This window comes from Pseudomonas sp. H9, assembly GCF_004353925.1.
Lineage (GTDB): Bacteria > Pseudomonadota > Gammaproteobacteria > Pseudomonadales > Pseudomonadaceae > Aquipseudomonas.
Genome location: NZ_SMOK01000007.1, coordinates 137,461 through 156,963, shown reverse-complemented (window position 1 = coordinate 156,963; position 19,503 = coordinate 137,461). Strand labels below are relative to the sequence as shown.

The 19,503-nt window shown below is 59.7% G+C and carries 17 protein-coding genes and 1 riboswitch; of the genes, 11 read left to right on the top strand and 6 right to left on the bottom strand.

Translation table 11 applies throughout. The features are described 5' to 3' along the window. Positions 1-4: 4 nt before the first annotated feature. A complete protein-coding gene (gene tkt, locus E1573_RS05495; RefSeq protein WP_133211410.1) occupies positions 5-2,002 on the bottom strand; it encodes a transketolase in 1,998 nt (665 codons plus the stop codon). Between the two features lie 259 nt (positions 2,003-2,261). Between tkt and E1573_RS05490 the strand changes: the two genes are divergently transcribed. The 4 genes from E1573_RS05490 to E1573_RS05475 all read left to right on the top strand — a co-directional run bounded on the left by E1573_RS05490 (position 2,262) and on the right by E1573_RS05475 (position 6,900). Further along, the gene (locus E1573_RS05490; protein ID WP_133211408.1) at positions 2,262-3,257 is read left to right on the top strand and encodes a metalloregulator ArsR/SmtB family transcription factor; all 996 of its coding nucleotides are present in this window, start codon (positions 2,262-2,264) and stop codon (positions 3,255-3,257) included. A 19-nt stretch (positions 3,258-3,276) separates the two neighbouring features. After that, positions 3,277-4,467, top strand: coding sequence for a methionine adenosyltransferase (gene metK, locus E1573_RS05485; protein WP_045182013.1), 1,191 nt, complete (start codon positions 3,277-3,279; stop codon positions 4,465-4,467). Between the two features lie 219 nt (positions 4,468-4,686). Further along, on the top strand, positions 4,687-6,372 hold the full coding sequence (gene ligB / locus E1573_RS05480; RefSeq protein ID WP_133211406.1) for an NAD-dependent DNA ligase LigB: 1,686 nt from the start codon (positions 4,687-4,689) through the stop codon (positions 6,370-6,372). Between the two features lie 132 nt (positions 6,373-6,504). Further along, positions 6,505-6,900 (top strand): DUF1090 domain-containing protein, encoded by a 396-nt coding sequence (locus E1573_RS05475; protein WP_133211404.1) that lies wholly within the window; start codon positions 6,505-6,507, stop codon positions 6,898-6,900. A gap of 72 nt (positions 6,901-6,972) precedes the next feature. On the opposite strand, the gene E1573_RS05470 is transcribed toward E1573_RS05475, so the two are convergent. Next, positions 6,973-7,422, bottom strand: coding sequence for a cytochrome c (locus E1573_RS05470; RefSeq protein WP_133211402.1), 450 nt, complete (start codon positions 7,420-7,422; stop codon positions 6,973-6,975). 129 nt (positions 7,423-7,551) lie between these two features. Here E1573_RS05470 and E1573_RS05465 point away from each other — a divergent pair, with 129 nt between their 5' ends. Then, positions 7,552-8,703: a murein transglycosylase A gene (locus tag E1573_RS05465; RefSeq protein ID WP_133211400.1), complete on the top strand. Its 1,152-nt coding sequence runs from the start codon at positions 7,552-7,554 to the stop codon at positions 8,701-8,703. A gap of 69 nt (positions 8,704-8,772) precedes the next feature. Here E1573_RS05465 and E1573_RS05460 read toward each other — a convergent pair whose 3' ends face one another. Together E1573_RS05460 and E1573_RS05455 are read right to left on the bottom strand one after the other, a co-directional pair. Next, positions 8,773-9,159, bottom strand: a complete 387-nt coding sequence (locus E1573_RS05460; RefSeq protein ID WP_133211398.1) for an MAPEG family protein — start codon at positions 9,157-9,159, stop codon at positions 8,773-8,775. A 24-nt stretch (positions 9,160-9,183) separates the two neighbouring features. Beyond that, positions 9,184-10,017: an EamA family transporter gene (locus E1573_RS05455; RefSeq protein WP_133211396.1), complete on the bottom strand. Its 834-nt coding sequence runs from the start codon at positions 10,015-10,017 to the stop codon at positions 9,184-9,186. 222 nt (positions 10,018-10,239) lie between these two features. Here E1573_RS05455 and E1573_RS05450 point away from each other — a divergent pair, with 222 nt between their 5' ends. Beyond that, the gene (locus tag E1573_RS05450; protein WP_133211394.1) at positions 10,240-11,475 is read left to right on the top strand and encodes a sodium:proton antiporter; all 1,236 of its coding nucleotides are present in this window, start codon (positions 10,240-10,242) and stop codon (positions 11,473-11,475) included. A gap of 78 nt (positions 11,476-11,553) precedes the next feature. Here E1573_RS05450 and E1573_RS05445 read toward each other — a convergent pair whose 3' ends face one another. Then, entirely contained in the window at positions 11,554-11,952 is a 399-nt protein-coding gene (locus E1573_RS05445) for an acyl-CoA thioesterase (RefSeq protein ID WP_128321624.1), read from the bottom strand. A gap of 182 nt (positions 11,953-12,134) precedes the next feature. Then, positions 12,135-12,239, top strand: a riboswitch (S-adenosyl-L-homocysteine riboswitch). 21 nt (positions 12,240-12,260) lie between these two features. Between E1573_RS05445 and ahcY the strand changes: the two genes are divergently transcribed. From ahcY to E1573_RS05420, 5 genes are all read left to right on the top strand, one after another. After that, complete coding sequence (gene ahcY, locus E1573_RS05440) at positions 12,261-13,670, top strand: adenosylhomocysteinase (protein ID WP_133211392.1); 1,410 nt, start codon at positions 12,261-12,263, stop codon at positions 13,668-13,670. Between the two features lie 108 nt (positions 13,671-13,778). Then, positions 13,779-14,624, top strand: coding sequence for a methylenetetrahydrofolate reductase [NAD(P)H] (gene metF / locus E1573_RS05435; protein ID WP_133211390.1), 846 nt, complete (start codon positions 13,779-13,781; stop codon positions 14,622-14,624). A gap of 104 nt (positions 14,625-14,728) precedes the next feature. Continuing rightward, positions 14,729-15,811, top strand: coding sequence for a hypothetical protein (locus tag E1573_RS05430; protein WP_133211388.1), 1,083 nt, complete (start codon positions 14,729-14,731; stop codon positions 15,809-15,811). Positions 15,812-15,876: 65 nt separating this feature from the next. Continuing rightward, positions 15,877-16,662 (top strand): ABC transporter substrate-binding protein, encoded by a 786-nt coding sequence (locus E1573_RS05425; protein WP_133211386.1) that lies wholly within the window; start codon positions 15,877-15,879, stop codon positions 16,660-16,662. Between the two features lie 224 nt (positions 16,663-16,886). Further along, entirely contained in the window at positions 16,887-18,776 is a 1,890-nt protein-coding gene (locus tag E1573_RS05420) for a DEAD/DEAH box helicase (RefSeq protein WP_133211384.1), read from the top strand. A 126-nt stretch (positions 18,777-18,902) separates the two neighbouring features. Here the strand turns inward: E1573_RS05420 and E1573_RS05415 are convergent, their stop codons facing one another. Then, the gene (locus E1573_RS05415; RefSeq protein ID WP_133211382.1) at positions 18,903-19,478 is read right to left on the bottom strand and encodes a YceI family protein; all 576 of its coding nucleotides are present in this window, start codon (positions 19,476-19,478) and stop codon (positions 18,903-18,905) included. Between the last annotated feature and the right edge of the window lie 25 nt (positions 19,479-19,503).

The following is a 19,503-nucleotide window of genomic DNA, read 5'->3' as shown; positions in this document are numbered from 1 at the left end:
AGGATCAGTCTTCCAGCAGCTCTTCAGCAGTACCCAGGATGTTTTCCAGGGTGAAGCCGAACTCTTCGAACAAGGCGGCTGCAGGAGCCGACTCGCCGTAGGTGGTCATACCGATCACACGGCCTTCGAGGCCGACGTACTTGTACCAGAAGTCGGCATGGGCCGCTTCGATAGCAATACGCGCACCGACCTGAACCGGCAGTACCGACTGCTTGTAGGCCGCGTCCTGGGCATCGAACACGCTGGTGCATGGCATCGAAACGACGCGGACCTTGCGGCCTTGCTCGCTCAGCTTGTCGAACGCCTGAACGGCCAGGCCCACTTCGGAACCGGTAGCGATCAGGATCAGCTCAGGCTCGCCTGCGCAGTCTTTCAGCACGTAGCCACCACGGCTGATGTCGGCGATCTGGCCAGCATCACGGGTTTGGTGCTGCAGGTTCTGACGCGAGAAGATCAGCGCCGAAGGGCCGTTCTTGCGCTCCAGCGCGCACTTCCAGGAAACCGCCGATTCAACGGCGTCGGCTGGGCGCCAGGTGTCCAGGTTCGGGGTGCTGCGCAGGCTGGTCAGTTGCTCGATCGGCTGGTGAGTCGGGCCGTCTTCGCCCAGACCGATGGAGTCGTGGGTGTAGACATGGATAACACGCTGCTTCATCAGCGCCGACATGCGCACAGCATTACGGGCGTATTCCATGAACATCAGGAAGGTGGCGCCGTAAGGCACCAGGCCGCCGTGCAGGGCAACGCCGTTCATGATGGCGGTCATGCCGAATTCGCGCACGCCGTAGTACATGTAGTTGCCGCTGGCGTCTTCAGCGCTGACGCCCTTGCAACCTTTCCACAGGGTCAGGTTGGAACCGGCCAGGTCAGCCGAACCACCGAGGAACTCTGGCAGCAGAGGGCCGAAAGCATTCAGGGTGTTCTGGCTGGCTTTACGGCTGGCGATGGTTTCGCCTTTGGCCGCCACTTCAGCAATGTAGGCTGCTGCTTTCTCCGAGAAGTCTGCAGGCAGCTCGCCGCTCAGGCGACGCTTCAGCTCGCTGGCCAGCTCAGGGAAGGCTGCAGCGTAGGCTGCGAAACGCTTGTCCCACTCGGCTTCTGCTGCTTTACCGGCTTCCTTGGCGTCCCACTCGGCGTAAATGTTTGCCGGGATTTCGAACGGACCGTGGTTCCAGTTCAGCTCTTTGCGGGCCAGGGCGATTTCGTCGTTGCCCAGCGGAGCACCGTGGCAATCTTCCTTGCCCTGCTTGTTCGGCGAACCAAAACCGATGATGGTCTTGCAGCAGATCAGGGTTGGCTGCTCGCTCTTGCGTGCAGTGTCGATGGCGGTGCGGATCTCGTCGGCGTCATGGCCGTCGACATTGCGGATCACCTGCCAGTTGTACGACTCAAAGCGCTTTGGCGTGTCATCAGTGAACCAGCCTTCGACTTCGCCGTCGATGGAGATGCCGTTGTCATCGTAGAACGCGATCAGCTTGCCCAGGCCCAGGGTGCCAGCCAGAGAGGCGACTTCATGGGAAATACCTTCCATCATGCAACCATCACCCAGGAACACATAGGTGTGGTGGTCGACGATGTTGTGGTCCTTGCGGTTGAACTGCGCGCCCAGGACTTTTTCGGCAATGGCGAAACCAACGGCATTGGCCAGACCCTGGCCGAGCGGACCGGTGGTGGTCTCGACGCCTGGGGTGTAACCGAATTCCGGGTGGCCCGGGGTACGGCTGTGCAGCTGACGGAATGCCTTGAGGTCGTCAATGGTGACGTCGTAGCCGGTCAGGTGCAGCAGCGAATAGATCAACATCGAGCCGTGACCGTTGGACAGTACGAAGCGGTCACGGTCAGCGAAGCTCGGGTTGCTCGGGTTGTGTTTCAGATAGTCGCGCCAAAGAACCTCGGCGATATCCGCCATGCCCATTGGGGCACCGGGATGGCCGCTGTTGGCCTTTTGCACGGCATCCATGCTGAGGGCACGAATGGCGTTGGCACGCTCACGACGGCTGGGCATCGCTTATCTCCTGGGGCTTGAATTGATTACGGAACGAAAAAAGGCGGCCATTTTCGCCCAGGCACGTGCCCGGGGGCAATGACGTATGGTCGATGCAGCATGATTTTCCTGTGATTGGGAGCAGATTCAGGCTTTAGCCCGGGCAAATGGCAGGATCAGCCGACTCACCTGCGACGATTTGCCCCGCTCATCGTCCAATATCAAAACTTTTTGATATTGCTCTTGCGGCAACCGGGTGCCGTGTCTAGACTGCCGCCCCATGAACCTACCCTTGTCCGCAATCCGTCCGGAGCAAAGCGAAGACCTGGCTGCCCTGTGCAAAGCCAGCGGCGACCCGCTACGCCTGAATGTCTTGCGGGCATTGGCCAGCGACTCGTTCGGCGTGCTCGAGCTGGCGCAGATCTTCGCCGTTGGCCAATCGGGCATGAGCCATCACCTCAAAGTACTGGCCCAGGCCGGGCTGGTGGCCACCCGCCGCGAAGGCAATGCGATTTTCTATCGCCGCGCCCTGCCGGATGGTTTGCGCTTAGGTGGCAAGCTACACGCCGCACTGCTCGAAGAAGTCGATGGCCTGAATCTGGCTGATGACGTACAAGCACGCATCGGCCAGGTCCAGCAACGTCGGGCTGCGACCAGCCAGGACTTCTTTCTGCGCGTCGAAGAGAAGTTTCGCGCCCAGCAAGACCTGATTGCCGGGTTGGCGCAGTACCGCGAAAGCCTCCTGGCCTTGCTCGACAAACTCAGCTTTAGCGCCGACGCCTGCGCCCTTGAAGTGGGCCCTGGCGATGGCGAGTTTCTTCCCGAGCTGGCCCGACGTTTTGTTCGGGTCACTGCACTGGACAACAGCCCGACCATGCTCGAGCTGGCACGCCAGGTCTGTCAGCGCGAAGCCCTGGTTAACGTGAACCTGCAGTTGGCCGATGCACTCAGTGCAACGGATGTGGAAGCCGACTGCGTAGTGCTGAACATGGTCCTGCACCATTTCAGCGCCCCGGCCGAAGCCCTGCGGCAGCTGGCCAACCGCGTGAAAGCAGGCGGCAGCCTGTTGGTAACAGAGTTGTGCAGCCACGATCAGAGCTGGGCCAGAGAGGCCTGCGGCGATATCTGGCTGGGCTTTGACCAGGACGACCTGGCCCGCTGGGCCAGCGCTGCGGGACTGACGCCCGGGGACAGCCTGTATGTAGGCTTACGTAATGGTTTCCAGATCCAGGTCCGCCATTTTCAGCGGCCGGCTGGCGACACTCAACATCGGTAAATTTTAGGAACCCGTCGAGATGAGCGAATACTCCCTTTTCACCTCCGAGTCCGTGTCTGAAGGGCATCCGGACAAAATCGCCGACCAGATTTCGGACGCCGTGCTGGACGCCATCATCACCCAGGACAAATACGCACGCGTTGCTTGCGAAACCCTGGTGAAAACCGGCGTAGCGATCATCGCAGGTGAAGTCACTACCTCGGCCTGGGTCGACCTGGAAGAAATCGTACGTAAAGTCATCGTCGACATCGGCTACAACAGCTCCGACGTCGGTTTCGACGGCGCCACCTGCGCAGTCATGAACATCATCGGCAAGCAGTCGGTAGACATCGCCCAGGGCGTTGACCGCAGCAAGCCGGAAGATCAGGGCGCTGGTGACCAGGGCCTGATGTTCGGTTATGCCAGCAACGAAACCGACGTGCTGATGCCAGCACCGATCTGCTTCTCGCACCGTCTGGTCGAGCGCCAGGCTGAAGCGCGCAAGTCCGGCCTGCTGCCGTGGCTGCGCCCAGACGCCAAGTCGCAGGTGACTTGCCGTTACGAAGGCGGCAAAGTCGTCGGCATCGACGCTGTAGTTCTGTCGACCCAGCACAACCCTGAAGTGTCGCAAAAAGACCTGCAGGAAGCGGTCATGGAGCTGATCGTCAAGCACACCCTGCCTGCCGAACTGCTGCACAAAGACACCCAGTTCCACATCAACCCGACTGGCCAGTTCATCATCGGCGGCCCGGTGGGTGACTGCGGTCTGACCGGTCGCAAGATCATCGTCGACAGCTATGGCGGCATGGCCCGTCACGGTGGTGGCGCGTTCTCCGGTAAAGACCCATCCAAGGTTGACCGTTCCGCCGCCTATGCCGGTCGTTACGTTGCCAAGAACATCGTTGCCGCTGGCCTTGCCGAGCGCTGCGAGATCCAGGTGTCCTACGCCATCGGTGTTGCCCAGCCAACCTCGATCTCGCTGAACACTTTCGGCACTGGCAAGATCTCTGACGACAAGATCGTTCAGCTGGTACGTGAATGCTTCGACCTGCGCCCGTACGCAATCACCACCATGCTCGACCTGCTGCACCCGATGTACCAGGAAACTGCAGCCTACGGTCACTTCGGCCGCATCCCGCAGCAGAAGACTGTCGGCGACGACACCTTCACCACATTCACCTGGGAACGCACTGACCGCGTAGACGCACTGCGCGCTGCTGCCGGCTTGTAAGCGTTGAAAGAAGCCCCGGCCAAGTGATTGGCCGGGGCTTTTTTGTGCCTTCCGGTAGGAGCGGGCTTGCCCCGCGATGCTACTTCACTGACACACCGCTATCGCGGGGCAAGCCCGCTCCCACCGGATGATGACACATGGGCTGACAACTGAAAGCCATGCGCCGGACAGCCATTGCCTAGGCTAGGGATTCCCTATCGCCAAGCAAGGATGCTGGCCATGTTGCACAAGCTGCTGGTTGTTCTTTCAGTTGTTTTCTACGCCTCCACACCCCTTTCCCAAGAGTGCCCGACCTGGCCCAGCGAGCGTGCGCGTGACGAGGTCACTCGGCTGCAAGAGGCCGTAAACCGATGGGATGATCACTATCACCGCCTGGGCGTTTCGCTGGTAGCAGACGATATTTACGACCAGAGCCGCCAGCGCTTGAAGCACCTTCAGAGCTGCTTCGACCTGGCTGAAGTCGCCAGGCCACTGGCCAGCGCCCGCGGGCCGATAAGCCATCCCGTCGTGCATACCGGCGTGGAAAAACTGGTCGATGATCAGGCCGTCACACGCTGGATGCAGGGCAAGCAGCACATCTGGATTCAGCCGAAAGTAGATGGCGTAGCCGTGTCGCTGGTCTTCCGACAGGGCCGGTTGGTACAACTGCTCAGCCGCGGTGATGGTGTGCAGGGTCACGACTGGAGCCACCACATCACCGCACTTGGCAACATCACCCGCCAACTGCCCGAGCCTATGGACCTTACCCTGCAAGGCGAACTGTACTGGCGCCTCGATGGACATGTGCAATCGATTGCAGGCGGGCTGGGCGCACGCGGTAAAGTCGCCGGGCTGATGGCACGTAAGCAATTGAGCGCTGCGCAGGGCGCGGGTATCGGGCTATTCGTCTGGGACTGGCCGCAAGGCCCCCACACACAAGCCGAGCGCCTGGCCCGGCTGGCATCACTAGGTTTTGCTGACAGTCAACGCTTCAGTGCGGCTATCACCACTCAGGCCGAAGCGGCGCATTGGCGCCAGCACTGGTATGACAACGCCCTGCCCTTTGCTACCGACGGTGTGATTCTGCGTCAGGACAGTCGTCCACCGGCTGAACGCTGGCGGGCAAATTCACCGTACTGGATCGCCGCGTGGAAATACCCCTTCAGCCAAGCCCTGGCCGAGGTGCGCGAGGTGCACTTCAGGGTCGGGCGCACCGGCAAAGTCACGCCCGTTGTGCAACTACAGCCCGTCATCCTCGACGATCGACGCATCACTCAAGTCAGCCTGGGTTCTCTGGCGCGCTGGCAAGCGCTGGATATCCGCCCGGGCGACCAAGTGGCAATCAGCCTGGCCGGGCTGACCATCCCACGCCTGGAGCAGGTGGTACACCGCAGTGCTCAGCGCCCTGAAGTGCACCCACCGGCAGACGGTCAGTTTCATGCGCTCAGTTGTTGGCAAGCCAGCGCCGGCTGCGAAGAACAGTTCATCGCACGGCTCACCTGGCTAAGCAGCAAGCAAGGATTGCATATGCCGCGTGTGGGCGCAGCGACCTGGCTTGATCTGGTGCAGGCGGGTCACGTGAATACTCTGGCAGACTGGTTGGCATTGAGCCGCGAACAGTTAAGCCAGCTCCCCGGCATCAGCACCGCCCGTGCCGAAGCGCTGATGCAAAGTTTCGACAGCGCTCGCGAGCGCCCTTTTGAGCAGTGGTTGCGCGCCTTGGGAATTCCCGCGCCGCGTCATGTAGAGCTGGGCTTTGACTGGTCTGCGCTAGCGCCCAGAACGACCGGACAGTGGCTCAACGTAAGCGGTGTCGGTACAACCCGCGCTGGGCAGTTGCAGGCCTTTTTTACCCATCCTCACGTGCAAGCACTGGCTGAACAACTACAGGCCCACAACATTCAAGGATTTCAGCGCATTCATTAAACACCGCCGCCTACGAGCGTAGGCTTTTTCCTGCTTTACAACTGAAAAGCCTGCTCAGGGTTCCTTAATTGATCAAATCAGGGCAGGATTTCCCCCAACTTTTGATGCCCCGCCCCGAACAAGGAGGCTCCCGTGAAGTTTTTTTCTCATCTCGTACTGCTTAGCGTAATTGGCCTTGGCGCAACCTCACTGCAGGCAGCCCAGCCCGATGCAGGCCTTACCGGATGTGCCGCCAAGCGCAGCGCCATCGAAAATCAGCTCAAAGAAGCCCGTGAGCACAACAACAGCGACCAGGTTGCCGGCCTGGAAAAGGCCCTGAGCGAAGTCACGGCCAATTGCACTGACGCCAGCCTGCGCAAAGAGCGTGAGCAGAAAGTGCTCGACGCGCGCCACGAAGTTTCCCAGCGCACCAAGGACCTGGACAAGGCCATGAAAAAAGGTGATGCCGAGAAGATCAACAAGCGTAAAGACAAGCTCGCTGAATCGAAGAAAGAGCTGCAGGAAGCGCTGGATCAGCTAGAAAAGTAAGCGCTGAGTTTTTTATCGCGGGGCAAGCCAGCTCCCACAGTGTGGGGGCTGGCTTGCCCCGCGATCATGTCTTCAATGGTTACGAAATTCGGTATGACAAGCCTTGCACGCTGCTTCAACCTTGTCGGTCGGCGCGGCCAGGTCTGCGGCTTTCAGCGGTTGGGTACGGGTGACGGCCACCAGCTCACCAGTAGCTACTTCAAGTTGCCGGGCCAGGTCTTGAAAGCGGGCCTGCTTCTCCCAAACCTCGGGGCGCGCACTGGTTTCATCGTCTTCGCGAACCTGCGGAAAATGCTTCCACGGCTCACGGGACAAAGCGTCGAGCTTGACGGCGCCATCGGCAAATTTCTGTCCGTCGAAGGCCAGGCGCCCACGCAGCATGCCGCCCAGGTCTTCACTGGTTTTGAGCATCTGCTTGAAGATGGTCTTGCGCTGGCCCAACGGCGAGTTGGGATCGACACCGCCACAGGCAGTCAGGGTCAGGCAGGCCAGCACAACAACAGAGAGTCGCTTGAGCATCATGGTAATTTCGGCTCACGGAAAAAAGGCGGCCAGTATCCTCGTCTCGCCGCCAAAGACCAATACCCTTATTAACTCTACGGATTGCCCGGGCAGCTCAACCCCAGGCAAACCACCAAGGAAACCCTGTTCATGAAATTTTCGCTGCGCCACCTGGGATGGTCGCTTTCGGTACTGGCACTGCTTGCTGGCTGCAACGGCGGCGGCCCGGAAAAGCCCAAACCTCACGCGCTCGCCACCTATGTCAGTAGCACCTGGAAAGACTTGCCACAGGTCAGCGACAGCGACCTGCTGGCCGGCTTCGAAGCCTGGCGCAGTGCCTGTGAACGTCTCAAACGTGACGCCATCTGGGCTAACACCTGCGCGGCGGCAGCCTCGGTGCCAAGCGACAGCGCTCAAGTGCGCAGCTTTCTGCAGGCTCAGTTGGACGTCTACAGCATGCGCTCGGGAGACAACAGCGCCAACGGCCTGATCACCGGTTACTACGAGCCGGTCTATCCCGGCAGCCTGACACAGACCAACAACGCGCATGTTCCCGTCTATGGCGTACCCGACGACATGATCGTGGTGGCCCTGGACAGCATCTACCCGGAACTCAAGGGCAAACGCCTGCGCGGCCGCCTTGAAGGCCGCACCCTCAAACCTTACGACACCGCCGAAGTGATCAACCAGAACGGGGTACCTGCACCCGTACTGGCCTGGTTGACCGACCCGATGGACCTGCAGTTCCTGCAGATTCAGGGCTCTGGCCGGATCCAGCTGGATGATGGCCGCCAACTGCGCGTTGGCTATGCCGACCAGAACGGCCACCCCTATCGCCCGATAGGGCGCTGGTTGATCGAACAGGGCCAGCTGAAAAAAGAAGATGTCAGCATGGGGGCTATCCATGCCTGGGCGCAGGCCAACCCGACTCGCGTGCCTGAGCTGCTGGCGAGCAACCCCAGCTATGTCTTCTTCAGCACCCGACCAGACAGCAATGAAGGCCCACGCGGTTCGCTCAACGTGCCACTGACTGCAGGTTACAGCGTGGCCATTGACCGCAAGGTGATTCCATTGGGCAGTCTGCTGTGGCTGTCGACTACCCGTCCTGATGGCGCACCCGTGATACGCCCGGTTGCTGCTCAAGACACTGGGGGTGCGATTACTGGCGAAGTGCGTGCCGACCTGTTCTGGGGCACAGGTGCCGAGGCGGGCGAACTGGCGGGCAACATGAAACAGCAGGGACAGATCTGGTTGCTGTGGCCCAAGGGTGCGGCGTTGCCTGAAGTACCGAAAGTGCTTTGATTTTTTCGCGGGGCAAGCCCGCTCCTACAGGTTAGCTGCCGGTAGGAGCGGGCTTGCCCCGCGATCAAATCACATTGACACAAAGAAGAACGACACCACCAACCCCAACCCTGCAAACCACACCAGCGACCGCAGCGCCGCCCAGTCCGCCAAATAGCAGATGATGTAGAGCAAGCGACTGGTGATGTACAACACGGCCAGCACGTCCTGGGTCACTTGCTCGGCGTTGCCGACGATATCAGCAATGATTACCGCCGCAGCAAACGCCGGGAACGCTTCAAAACTATTCAACTGCGCCGCATGAGCACGCCGCGGCAAGCCTTCGAGGCTGTCGAGAAAAGCCCGTGGATCATGGTTCTGACGCAAGCCGAAACGCCCGCTGCTGAGCTTGGCGATGCTGGTACAGAGAATCGGCAGGAACAACGCAATCAACACACACCACAGAGCAACGGTCATGGCTAAATCCTTGTCAGGGGGAAGTCAGAGTTTCATGATCAGCATGCCCATCAGCACCAGGGCACAAGCTAAGAGCCTGGGGCCGCCAAAAGGTTCTTTGAGATAACGCATACCAAACAGCACCACCAGAATCACACTCACCTCACGCAGCGCAGCCGCCTCGGCCACCGACCCCAGCTGCATGGCCCAGAGCACCAGGGCATAGCTCAACAGCACGCACAATCCGACTGCCAGCCCAAGCCGCCATTGCAAGCGCCAGAACAGCACAAACGGTGCGCGGCGAGCGACACTGGCCAGCAACGGGAAGGGCCAGGCACTGAGCAGCGTCAACCAGACAAGATAGTCCAATGGCTGCGACCAGAGCCGAATCGCCTGGCCATCGAACCAGGTGTAGCAACCGATACACAGCCCGATCAACGCTACCACCGGCAGCATCGACCATGGCAGACGATCACCTCCACCGCCCTGCCAGAGCAGGCACGCCATGCCGCAGGGAATCAACAGGATGCCAATGATCTGCTGGCTGCTTAACGTTTCCCCGGCAAAGGTCAGCGTCAGCGCCAGCACCACCAGCGGTGAGAGTCCACGCATTAGCGGATACACCAACCCGAGATCACCGACGCGGTACGCCTGAATCAACAGAAAGCGATAGAACTGCTCGAACAATGCAGAGGCCAACAACCACGGCCATACCTCGGCGGGCGGGAACTGCACGAACGCCACCATCACCAGGGCGAACAACAACGCCACGGTATCCATGCTGGCGATTACCAGCAGGCGTTCGCCGCTGAATTTGATCAGGGTGTTCCAGGTTGCATGCAATAGTGCGGCAATCAGAACCAGGGAAGTGGCTAACACGCGAAGGTCCTTGGTTGTGCTGGGCGGGTCATCAATGGCCAGCCGCTATCTAAGCATTTCCCTCAAGGCCACGTCGCGCACAATCGGGTGCGACGGAAACGAATTCGACAATGCGCGGTCAACGCCTGCAGCAAAAAACTGTGCCCCCACACCTCTGGCAGACCATCCAACGGCTGCCTGATTGAATCGGGAGCCACATTGAAAGCCAATACAGGACCCGGAATGCTTGAGCTTGTTGCTGCGTTTATCTGTTTGACCACCCTCCTCACCTACCTGAATTACCGCTTCATCGGCCTGCCGCCCACCATCGGCGTCATGGTCACTGCCCTGCTGTTTTCCCTGTTGCTCCAAGGTCTGAGCGTCATCGGCTACCCCGGCCTGGAAGAACGCGTGCAAGGCCTGATGAGCCAAATCGATTTCAACGACTTGCTGATGCACTGGATGCTGTCGTTCCTGCTGTTTGCCGGGGCCTTACACGTTAACCTCGCTGATCTTCGCAGCTACCGCTGGCCGATTGGTTTGCTCGCCACCTTCGGCGTGTTGATCGCCACCGTGGTCATCGGCTTCCTCGCGCACTGGATATTCGCCCTGTTCGGCTGGCACGTCAGCCTGCTCTACTGCTTGCTGTTCGGGGCACTGATTTCGCCGACCGACCCGATTGCGGTGTTGGGCGCCCTGCGTACCGCCAATGCCTCAAAACCCCTGAAAACCACGATTGTCGGCGAGTCATTGTTCAATGACGGCACTGCCGTGGTGGTGTTCACCGTCTTGCTGGGCATTGCCCAACTGGGCGAAACCCCGAGCGTCAGCGACACCCTGATCTTGTTCGCCCGCGAAGCAATTGGTGGCGCGCTGTTTGGTGGCCTGATCGGCTATGTCACCTACCGTATGATCAAAAGCATCGAGCAGTACCAGGTTGAGGTCATGCTGACGCTGGCACTGGTGATCGGTGGCTCGGCCATGGCTTACGAGCTGCATGTTTCGGCACCGATCGCGATGGTGGTGGCGGGCCTGATCATCGGTAACCTGGGGCGTAACCTGGCGATGAACGAGATGACCCGACGTTACCTCGACGGCTTCTGGGAGCTGATCGACGACATGCTCAACGCCCTGTTGTTCGCCCTGATCGGCCTGGAGCTGCTGCTTCTACCGTTCTCGTGGATGCACCTGGCAGCGGCTGGCGTGCTGGCTGTGGCGATCCTGCTGTCGCGCCTGCTGACTGTAGCCCCGGCCATCGTCATGCTGCGCCGCTGGCGCACAGTGCCCCGCGGTACCGTGCGGGTACTGACCTGGGGTGGTTTGCGTGGGGGTGTATCGGTAGCGCTGGCGTTGTCGCTGCCGGTGGGTACCGAGCGTGATCTGTTGCTGAGCATCACCTACATCGTGGTGCTGTCTTCGATCCTGTTGCAGGGACTGACGATCGGGCGCGTGGTACGTGGGGTTACCGAACAGCCTTAACGCCCTTCGCGGGGCAAGCCCGCTCCCACAGAGTTTGTGTAATATCTGGTGGGAGCAGGCTTGCCCCGCTATGTTTTCTTACTCTACCGGCGTATCGAACTGATCTTTGATGTACTTGATCTCGGTCCGCCCGTGGGCCGCTGGCAAGCCATCTTCACCGAGGTTGACGAAAACCATCTTGTCTACAGTCAGAATGCTCTTGCGGGTAATCTTGTTGCGCACTTCGCACTTGAGGGTGATCGACGTACGGCCGAATTCGGTAGCGGTGATACCCAGCTCGATGATGTCGCCCTGGCGCGAAGCACTGACGAAGTTGATCTCCGAGATGTACTTGGTCACCACACGCTGATTGCCCAGCTGGACGATGGCATAAATCGCCGCTTCTTCGTCGATCCAGCGCAGCAGGCTGCCGCCGAACAGGGTGCCATTGGGGTTGAGGTCTTCGGGCTTGACCCATTTGCGGGTGTGAAAATTCATATCTACTCCTGACCATCTTGCCAATCGATGAAGGTAATGATGGCAGAGCCTGCTGCCCTGCTCCATTTAACATCGACTATGGTCTCGATTAATCGACAGAAAACCTTGGGCTGATGCGCAGGCACAGCTATAATCGCGGTCGCTTTAAAACGGTCATCTGCACTTGATACCGTTCCCGCCACCTGTCCGAGGGGCGCTGCAGCAGGTTCAACCTGTCAGGCTCGGATGGGGCGTTGTCTGTACAGGCTTGCCTGCAGGCACTAAACGCACAACGGCGCCCATTCGCACCTTACGAATGGAGGCTCTTCATGAGCGCTGTAAACACGCCTGCCGGTTTTACCGATTACAAAGTCGCTGACATTTCCCTGGCTGCCTGGGGTCGTCGCGAAACCATCATCGCTGAATCGGAAATGCCTGCACTGATGGGCCTGCGCCGCAAGTACCTGCAAGAGCAACCGCTCAAAGGTGCCAAGATCCTCGGCTGCATCCACATGACCATTCAGACCGCCGTGCTGATCGAAACCCTGGTAGCCCTGGGTGCCGAAGTGCGCTGGTCGTCCTGCAACATCTTCTCCACTCAAGACCAGGCCGCAGCGTCCATCGCCGCCGCTGGCATCCCTGTGTTCGCCTGGAAAGGTGAAACCGAGCAAGAGTACGAGTGGTGCCTGGAGCAAACCATCCTCAAGGACGGCGCCCCATGGGACGCCAACATGATCCTCGACGACGGTGGCGACCTGACCGAACTGCTGCACAAGAAATACCCGGCTGTACTGGAGCGCGTTCACGGCGTAACCGAAGAAACCACTACTGGCGTTCACCGCCTGCTGGACATGCTGGCCAAGGGCGAACTGAAAATCCCGGCCATCAACGTCAACGACTCGGTCACCAAGAGCAAGAACGACAACAAGTACGGCTGCCGTCACAGCCTGAACGACGCCATCAAGCGTGGTACCGACCACCTGCTGTCGGGCAAGCAAGCCCTGGTTATCGGCTACGGTGACGTGGGCAAGGGCTCGGCCCAGTCGCTGCGTCAGGAAGGCATGATCGTCAAGGTCACCGAAGTCGATCCGATCTGCGCCATGCAAGCCTGCATGGACGGTTTCGAACTGGTTTCGCCGTTCATCGACGGTATCAACAACGGCACCGAAGCAAGCATCGACAAAGCGCTGCTGGGCAAGATCGACCTGATCGTGACCACCACCGGCAACGTCAATGTCTGCGATGCCAACATGCTCAAAGCCCTGAAGAAGCGCGCCGTGGTCTGCAACATCGGCCACTTCGACAATGAAATCGACACCGCTTTCATGCGCAAGAACTGGGCCTGGGAAGAAGTCAAACCGCAGGTACACAAGATCCACCGTACCGGCGCTGGCGAATTCGACCCACAAAACGACGACTACCTGATCCTGCTGGCTGAAGGCCGCCTGGTAAACCTGGGTAACGCCACCGGCCACCCAAGCCGCATCATGGATGGTTCCTTCGCCAACCAGGTACTGGCGCAGATCTTCCTGTTCGGCCAGAAGTACGCCGACCTGTCGCCAGCCCAGAAAGCTGAGCGCCTGACCGTTGAAGTACTGCCGAAGAAGCTCGACGAAGAAGTGGCCCTGGAAATGGTCCGCGGCTTCGGCGGCGTGGTGACTCAGCTGACTCAACAGCAAGCCGACTACATCGGCGTGACTGTTGAAGGGCCGTTCAAGCCACACGCCTATCGGTACTGATTGAGTTGGTAGCTGCAAGCTTCAAGCTACAAGCAAGAGCGGTTCGCGCCGCTCCTGCTTTTGTCTTGTAACTTGCAGCTTGTAGCTTGCCGCTGAAGAGAACCTTCTATGTCTCAGGAACGTCGTTACAGCTTCGAGTTCTTCCCGACCAAGACCGATGCTGGACATGAAAAACTGCTCGCCACTGCCCGCCATCTGGCCAGCTACAACCCCGATTTCTTCTCCTGCACCTATGGTGCCGGTGGCTCGACCCGCGACCGCACGCTGAACACCGTGCTGCAGCTGGAAAGCGAAGTGAAGATACCTGCCGCACCGCACCTGTCGTGCGTTGGCGACAGCAAGGAAGACCTGCGCAGCCTGCTGACCCAGTACAAGGCCGCCGGTATCCAGCGTATCGTTGCCCTGCGCGGCGACCTGCCTTCGGGTATGGGTATGGCCAGCGGCGAACTGCGCTATGCCAACGAACTGGTCGAGTTTATCCGCCAGGAAAGCGCTGATCACTTCCACATCGAAATTGCTGCCTACCCGGAGATGCACCCGCAGGCGCGCAACTTCGAAGATGACCTGAACAATTTCGTGCGCAAGGCCAACGCTGGTGCCAACAGCGCTATCACTCAGTACTTCTTCAACGCCGACAGCTACTTCTACTTCGTCGAGCGCGTGCAGAAACTGGGCGTGAACATCCCTGTGGTTCCGGGGATTATGCCGATCACCAACTACAGCAAACTGGCTCGTTTCTCCGACGCCTGCGGCGCCGAGATTCCTCGCTGGATCCGCAAGCAACTGGAAGCGTACGGCGATGACGTCGCCAGCATTCAGAAGTTCGGTGAAGAGGTGATTACCCGCATGTGCGAACAGCTGCTGCAAGGCGGCGCACCAGGTCTGCACTTCTACACCCTGAACCAGGCCGATCCGAGCCTGGCGATCTGGAACAACCTCAAGTTGCCCCGTTGATCGAAGTGCTACAACGCTCGTAACAATTGTGGCGAGATACTGGAAAGGCCTTGGCTTACGCTAAGGCCTTTTTGCTTTACAAGACAACGGATGCTCGTGCTTTCATGCCCCAAGGACAAACCCCGCCTCGCCCGCAACTCGTTTACCTGGTTTTCGGCCCTGAGACCTACCATCAGGAAGCCCAGTTCAGCATCGTCAGCGCCCTGGCCAATCTGGCCAAAACGCCCGGGGAAGCATTGGACATCCAGGTCTATAGCGACAATCCCGAGCCTTACCAGCACCTGCCAGTAACGGTTCACCTGCTGGACGCCGCTACCCGCGAAACCTGGAACCAACCTTATGGCTATCACTTTCGCAGTAAACACGTGGTGTTGCGCAAAGTACTGGCCGACGCACCAATAGCCGCGCTGATCGACACCGACACCTTCTTCCATCAATCGCCGATGGAACTGTTTCGGCGTATCAAGCCTGGCACCCTGTTGTGCAACGCGATCGGCGCAACCTTTGGTAATGACAAGCACTGCCCGCTGTATGTAAGCCTCGGCCGCCTGCTTGAAGCGCGCGGCCTTGCAGACTCACAGATGCACTTGCTCAACTCTGGTGTCATCGGCCTGGTGCAAGAAGATGCGCCTCTACTCGACCACTCGATTGCGCTGATGGACGAGTACTACCCTCACGCCAAGGGCGCCTACACCCTTGAAGAGTTCTGCCTGGCCGTCGCAGCTTATCGTCGCATGCAGGTCAACCAATGCACCGACCTGCTTCACCATTACTGGAGCCGCAAACAGCTGTTCCGGGCCAAAGTCCAGGCCTGGCTGGCCAAACACCAACACGCACCGTTGAGCTGCCAGGCACTCAAGGATGTGACCTTGGTAAACGCAGAGCTGCCCAAACCGCCTGCCTTGCACCGTCTGGGCTATAAGGCACTGAGCCTGACCCTGCCCAGCGAGCAGCGTCAGTTTCTGCGTGAGTTAATGTATGGCTGCTATGAATACCCCAACGAATTCGACCGCGCCTGCGCCACCACATGGTGGGTCAAAGCACTGGAAAACGCCAAAGCCCGCCATTCGCAGCCATTGTGCGAGCAAAAGCTGCGTCAATGGTTCAAGCGCCCCGGCATGCGGTTGAGCTTGGGCAGCAAACACAAAACCGTGCGCGATACGCTGCTAAAGCACTCCCACCCCTGAAATCCTGACATGCACAACATGCACGCCTACTAGCCATAGGCGTGCACACGTCGTACTCTCCAGTCATGCCAGATTTCACCCGCCTGATCGCCGCCCTGTTGCTCACTTGCCTGAGTGCGTTAGCCCATGGCGAGAAATTGCGCATCGTCACCGAACCCTGGGCACCCTACGTGTACGTGGAAGAGGGTCAGGCCAAAGGCTTCGACTACGAGGTCACGGTCGAGGTGTTCAAACGCCTGGGTGTCGAGCTGGACTGGCAGTTCCTGCCCTGGAAGCGCTGCCTGGCAATGGTTGATCAAGGTCTGGCAGACGGCATTCTGGACATATTTCAGACCGAAGAGCGTCGCAAACAGCTCTTCTACCCCAATGAGCCGCTCTCCGACGTGGAGTTTGTGCTGTTCTACGCCAACGCCCGCCCACACAGCGTCAATAGCCTGGCTGACCTGCGCGGCCTGACCGTCGGCACCTCACCGGGTTATGCCTACGCCTCTGCCTTCAGCGAGTCGCCGTTGTTCACCCGCGAACCTGCGCCCACCCATGAAGCCAACTTCGGCAAACTGCAACGCGGCAGAATCGATTTGCTGATAACCGACCGCCGTGTTGGGCGCTACCTCAGCAAAAACCTGGGCTTGGAGCAGCAAGTCAGCGAACTGCCACTGGTGGTCAGCCGCCAGAGTCAGTACCTGGCTGTGCGCCGCAGTACCGGCATGGAAGTGCTGATGCAACGCTTCGCCGCAGAGCTGCGGCGCTTCAAGAGTGAGCCGGCGTACGCAGCATTGAACGCCCGCTATGCCGGTGTCGGTGACAACTTTCGAAGCACCGTTGAGCAGCAGGAACGCAGCACGCCCTGATTGCTCTGTTATACTCGGGCCTTCCCGCCAGGCTTACGCCCGGACGCTCGGCCTTGCAAAAGGCATCCCGACCGGCAGGACAGCGCGGCCAAGAGCCCGCCCGCCACGCTCCGGATGCGCATTGAAGTCCCTGCAGGACCGGTCGCGATAGCATCACCCGATGCCTGTCGCGCCAGGCAAGATTATCCCATCGGGCTTAGCCCCCACTAAGAACAGGATTACTCATGTCCTTTGCTTCCCTCGGTCTCTCCGAGGCTCTAGTCAGCGCCATCGAGGCAGCTGGCTATACCCAGCCCACTCCGGTGCAACAGCGGGCCATTCCCGCCGTGTTGCAAGGTCGCGACTTGATGGTTGCCGCCCAGACAGGTACTGGTAAAACCGGTGGTTTCGCCCTGCCGATCCTCGAACGCCTGTTCCCAGGCGGTCACCCAGACAAATCCCAGCGTCATGGCCCACGCCAGCCGCGGGTCCTGGTGCTGACCCCTACGCGTGAACTGGCCGCCCAGGTGCACGACAGCTTCAAGGTTTACGCGCAAAACCTCAAATTCGTCAGCGCCTGTATCTTCGGCGGCGTCGGCATGAACCCGCAGGTTCAGGCCATGTCCCGTGGTGTCGATGTGCTGGTGGCCTGCCCGGGTCGTTTGCTCGATCTGGCCGGTCAAGGCAGCGTCGACCTCGCCCACGTCGAAACCCTGGTATTGGACGAAGCCGACCGCATGCTCGACATGGGCTTCATCCACGATGTGAAGAAAGTTCTGGCAAAACTGCCGGCCAAGCGTCAGAACCTGTTGTTCTCGGCGACCTTCTCCAAAGACATCACCGAGCTTGCCGACAAGTTGCTGCATAACCCCGAGCGTATTGAGGTGACCCCGCCCAATACCACGGTCGAGCGCATCGAACAGCGTGTCTATCGCCTGCCGGCCAGCCACAAGCGCGCCTTGCTGGCCCACCTGATCACCACCGGTGCCTGGGAACAGGTGCTGGTCTTCACCCGCACCAAGCACGGCGCCAACCGCCTGGCCGAGTACCTGGAAAAGCACGGCCTTACTGCTGCTGCGATCCACGGCAACAAGAGCCAGAACGCTCGCACCAAAGCCCTGGCCGACTTCAAGTCCGGCGCTGTGCGCATCATGGTTGCCACCGACATCGCCGCGCGTGGCCTGGACATCGACCAGTTGCCACATGTGGTCAACTTCGAGCTGCCTAACGTCGAAGAAGACTACGTTCACCGCATCGGTCGTACCGGCCGCGCCGGGCGCTCGGGCGAGGCCATCTCGCTGGTTGCCCCGGATGAAGAAAAACTGCTCAAGAGCATCGAGCGCGTGACGCGCCAGAAAATCCCGGATGGCGACCTGATGGGCTTTGATATCACCAAGGTCGAAGCCGAGAAGCCTGAAACCCGTGAGCGTCCGCAAAACAACCCACGCGGTGGCCGCAGCCAGCGCGCCGACGGTACCAACAGCGGTAACGGCGGACGCAAGGACAAAGGCAAGGATCAAGGTAAAGAGAAAGGTCGCGACAAAGACAAGGAAAAAACCGCAGAAAAATCTGCCGGTGGCCGCCAGGAACGCAAACCACGCGACAACAAAAAGCCACGTCAGCAGCAGTCGGCACAGTCGAGCATTCCTGCTGTTCCAGCTGATCGCGATCCAGAAGAGTTTTTGGATGACGACGTGGATAACTTCGGTAACCGTGCCGACTACGTCAGCCCTTACCAGAACAAGGGTAATCAGGGCCGCAACCGTCGCCCTGGCGCGCCAGCTCAGAGCGGCGCAGGTGCTGGCAGTGGCCAGCAGCGCAGCAACAACGGTGGTGGCCAAGGTCGCAACAATGGCCCACGCAATGGTTCTGGTGGTTCAGCTAGCGGCGAAAAACGTGGTGGCTCGCGCAATGGTGGCGGTGGTCAGCAGCGTCGTGATGGTGGTGGCCGCAATCGCCGCCCGAACAATGACTCGGGTGAACCAGCCGTACGCAACCCGCGTGAAGGCCAGCCACAACCGCGCATCATGCACAAAGAGTCGAAGATCGACCGTTTCCCCACTGCCGAACAGCTGGAGCAACTGCCTAGCCGTCCGCGTGGCGAGAAGCCTGCACTGCTGACTCGCAATCGCTGATCAGTAAGGCACACACAAAAACGCCGCCCCAAGGGGCGGCGTTTTTGTTTTGGTAGGAGCGGGCTTGCCCCGCGACGCGATTTGACAGTCAGATCGCAATCGCGGGGCAAGCCCGCTCCTACAGCGTTACTGCTTGATGCCTTCGATGCTGATGTCCAGGTCCAGGGTCTGAGAAGTAGCGCCCGGGCCTTTGATGCCGAAGTCATTCAGGTTCAGGGTGGTAGTAGCGTTGAAACCAGCACGCTCGCCGCCCCATGGATCTTTACCTTCGCCGTTGAAGGTAGCTTTGAAGGTGACCGGCTTGGTCACGCCGTGCATGGTCAGGTCACCGGTTACGTCTGCAGTCTTCTCACCGGTCGACTTGACGCTGGTGGAAACGAACTTGGCGTCTGGGTACTTCTTCACATCGAGGAAGTCTTTGCTGGCGATGTGCTTGTCACGCTCAGCATGGTTCGACCACAGGCTGGCGGTTTTCAGGTCTACCGCAATTTTGCTGGCCTCTGGCTTGGCAGCATCCCAGCTGAACGAACCATCGAAGTCCTTGAAGGTACCGTGAATGAAGCTGTAGCCCAGGTGGCTGATTTTCCAGTCAACGAAAGCGTGCTGGCCTTCCTTGTCGATCTTGTAGTCTGCAGCCATGGCTTGGCCGGCCGAGAGCAGTGCGGTACCGAGCGCCAGAGCGGCAAAAGTCTTCTTCAACATGCGTCTATATCCCTTTGGAGTGGAG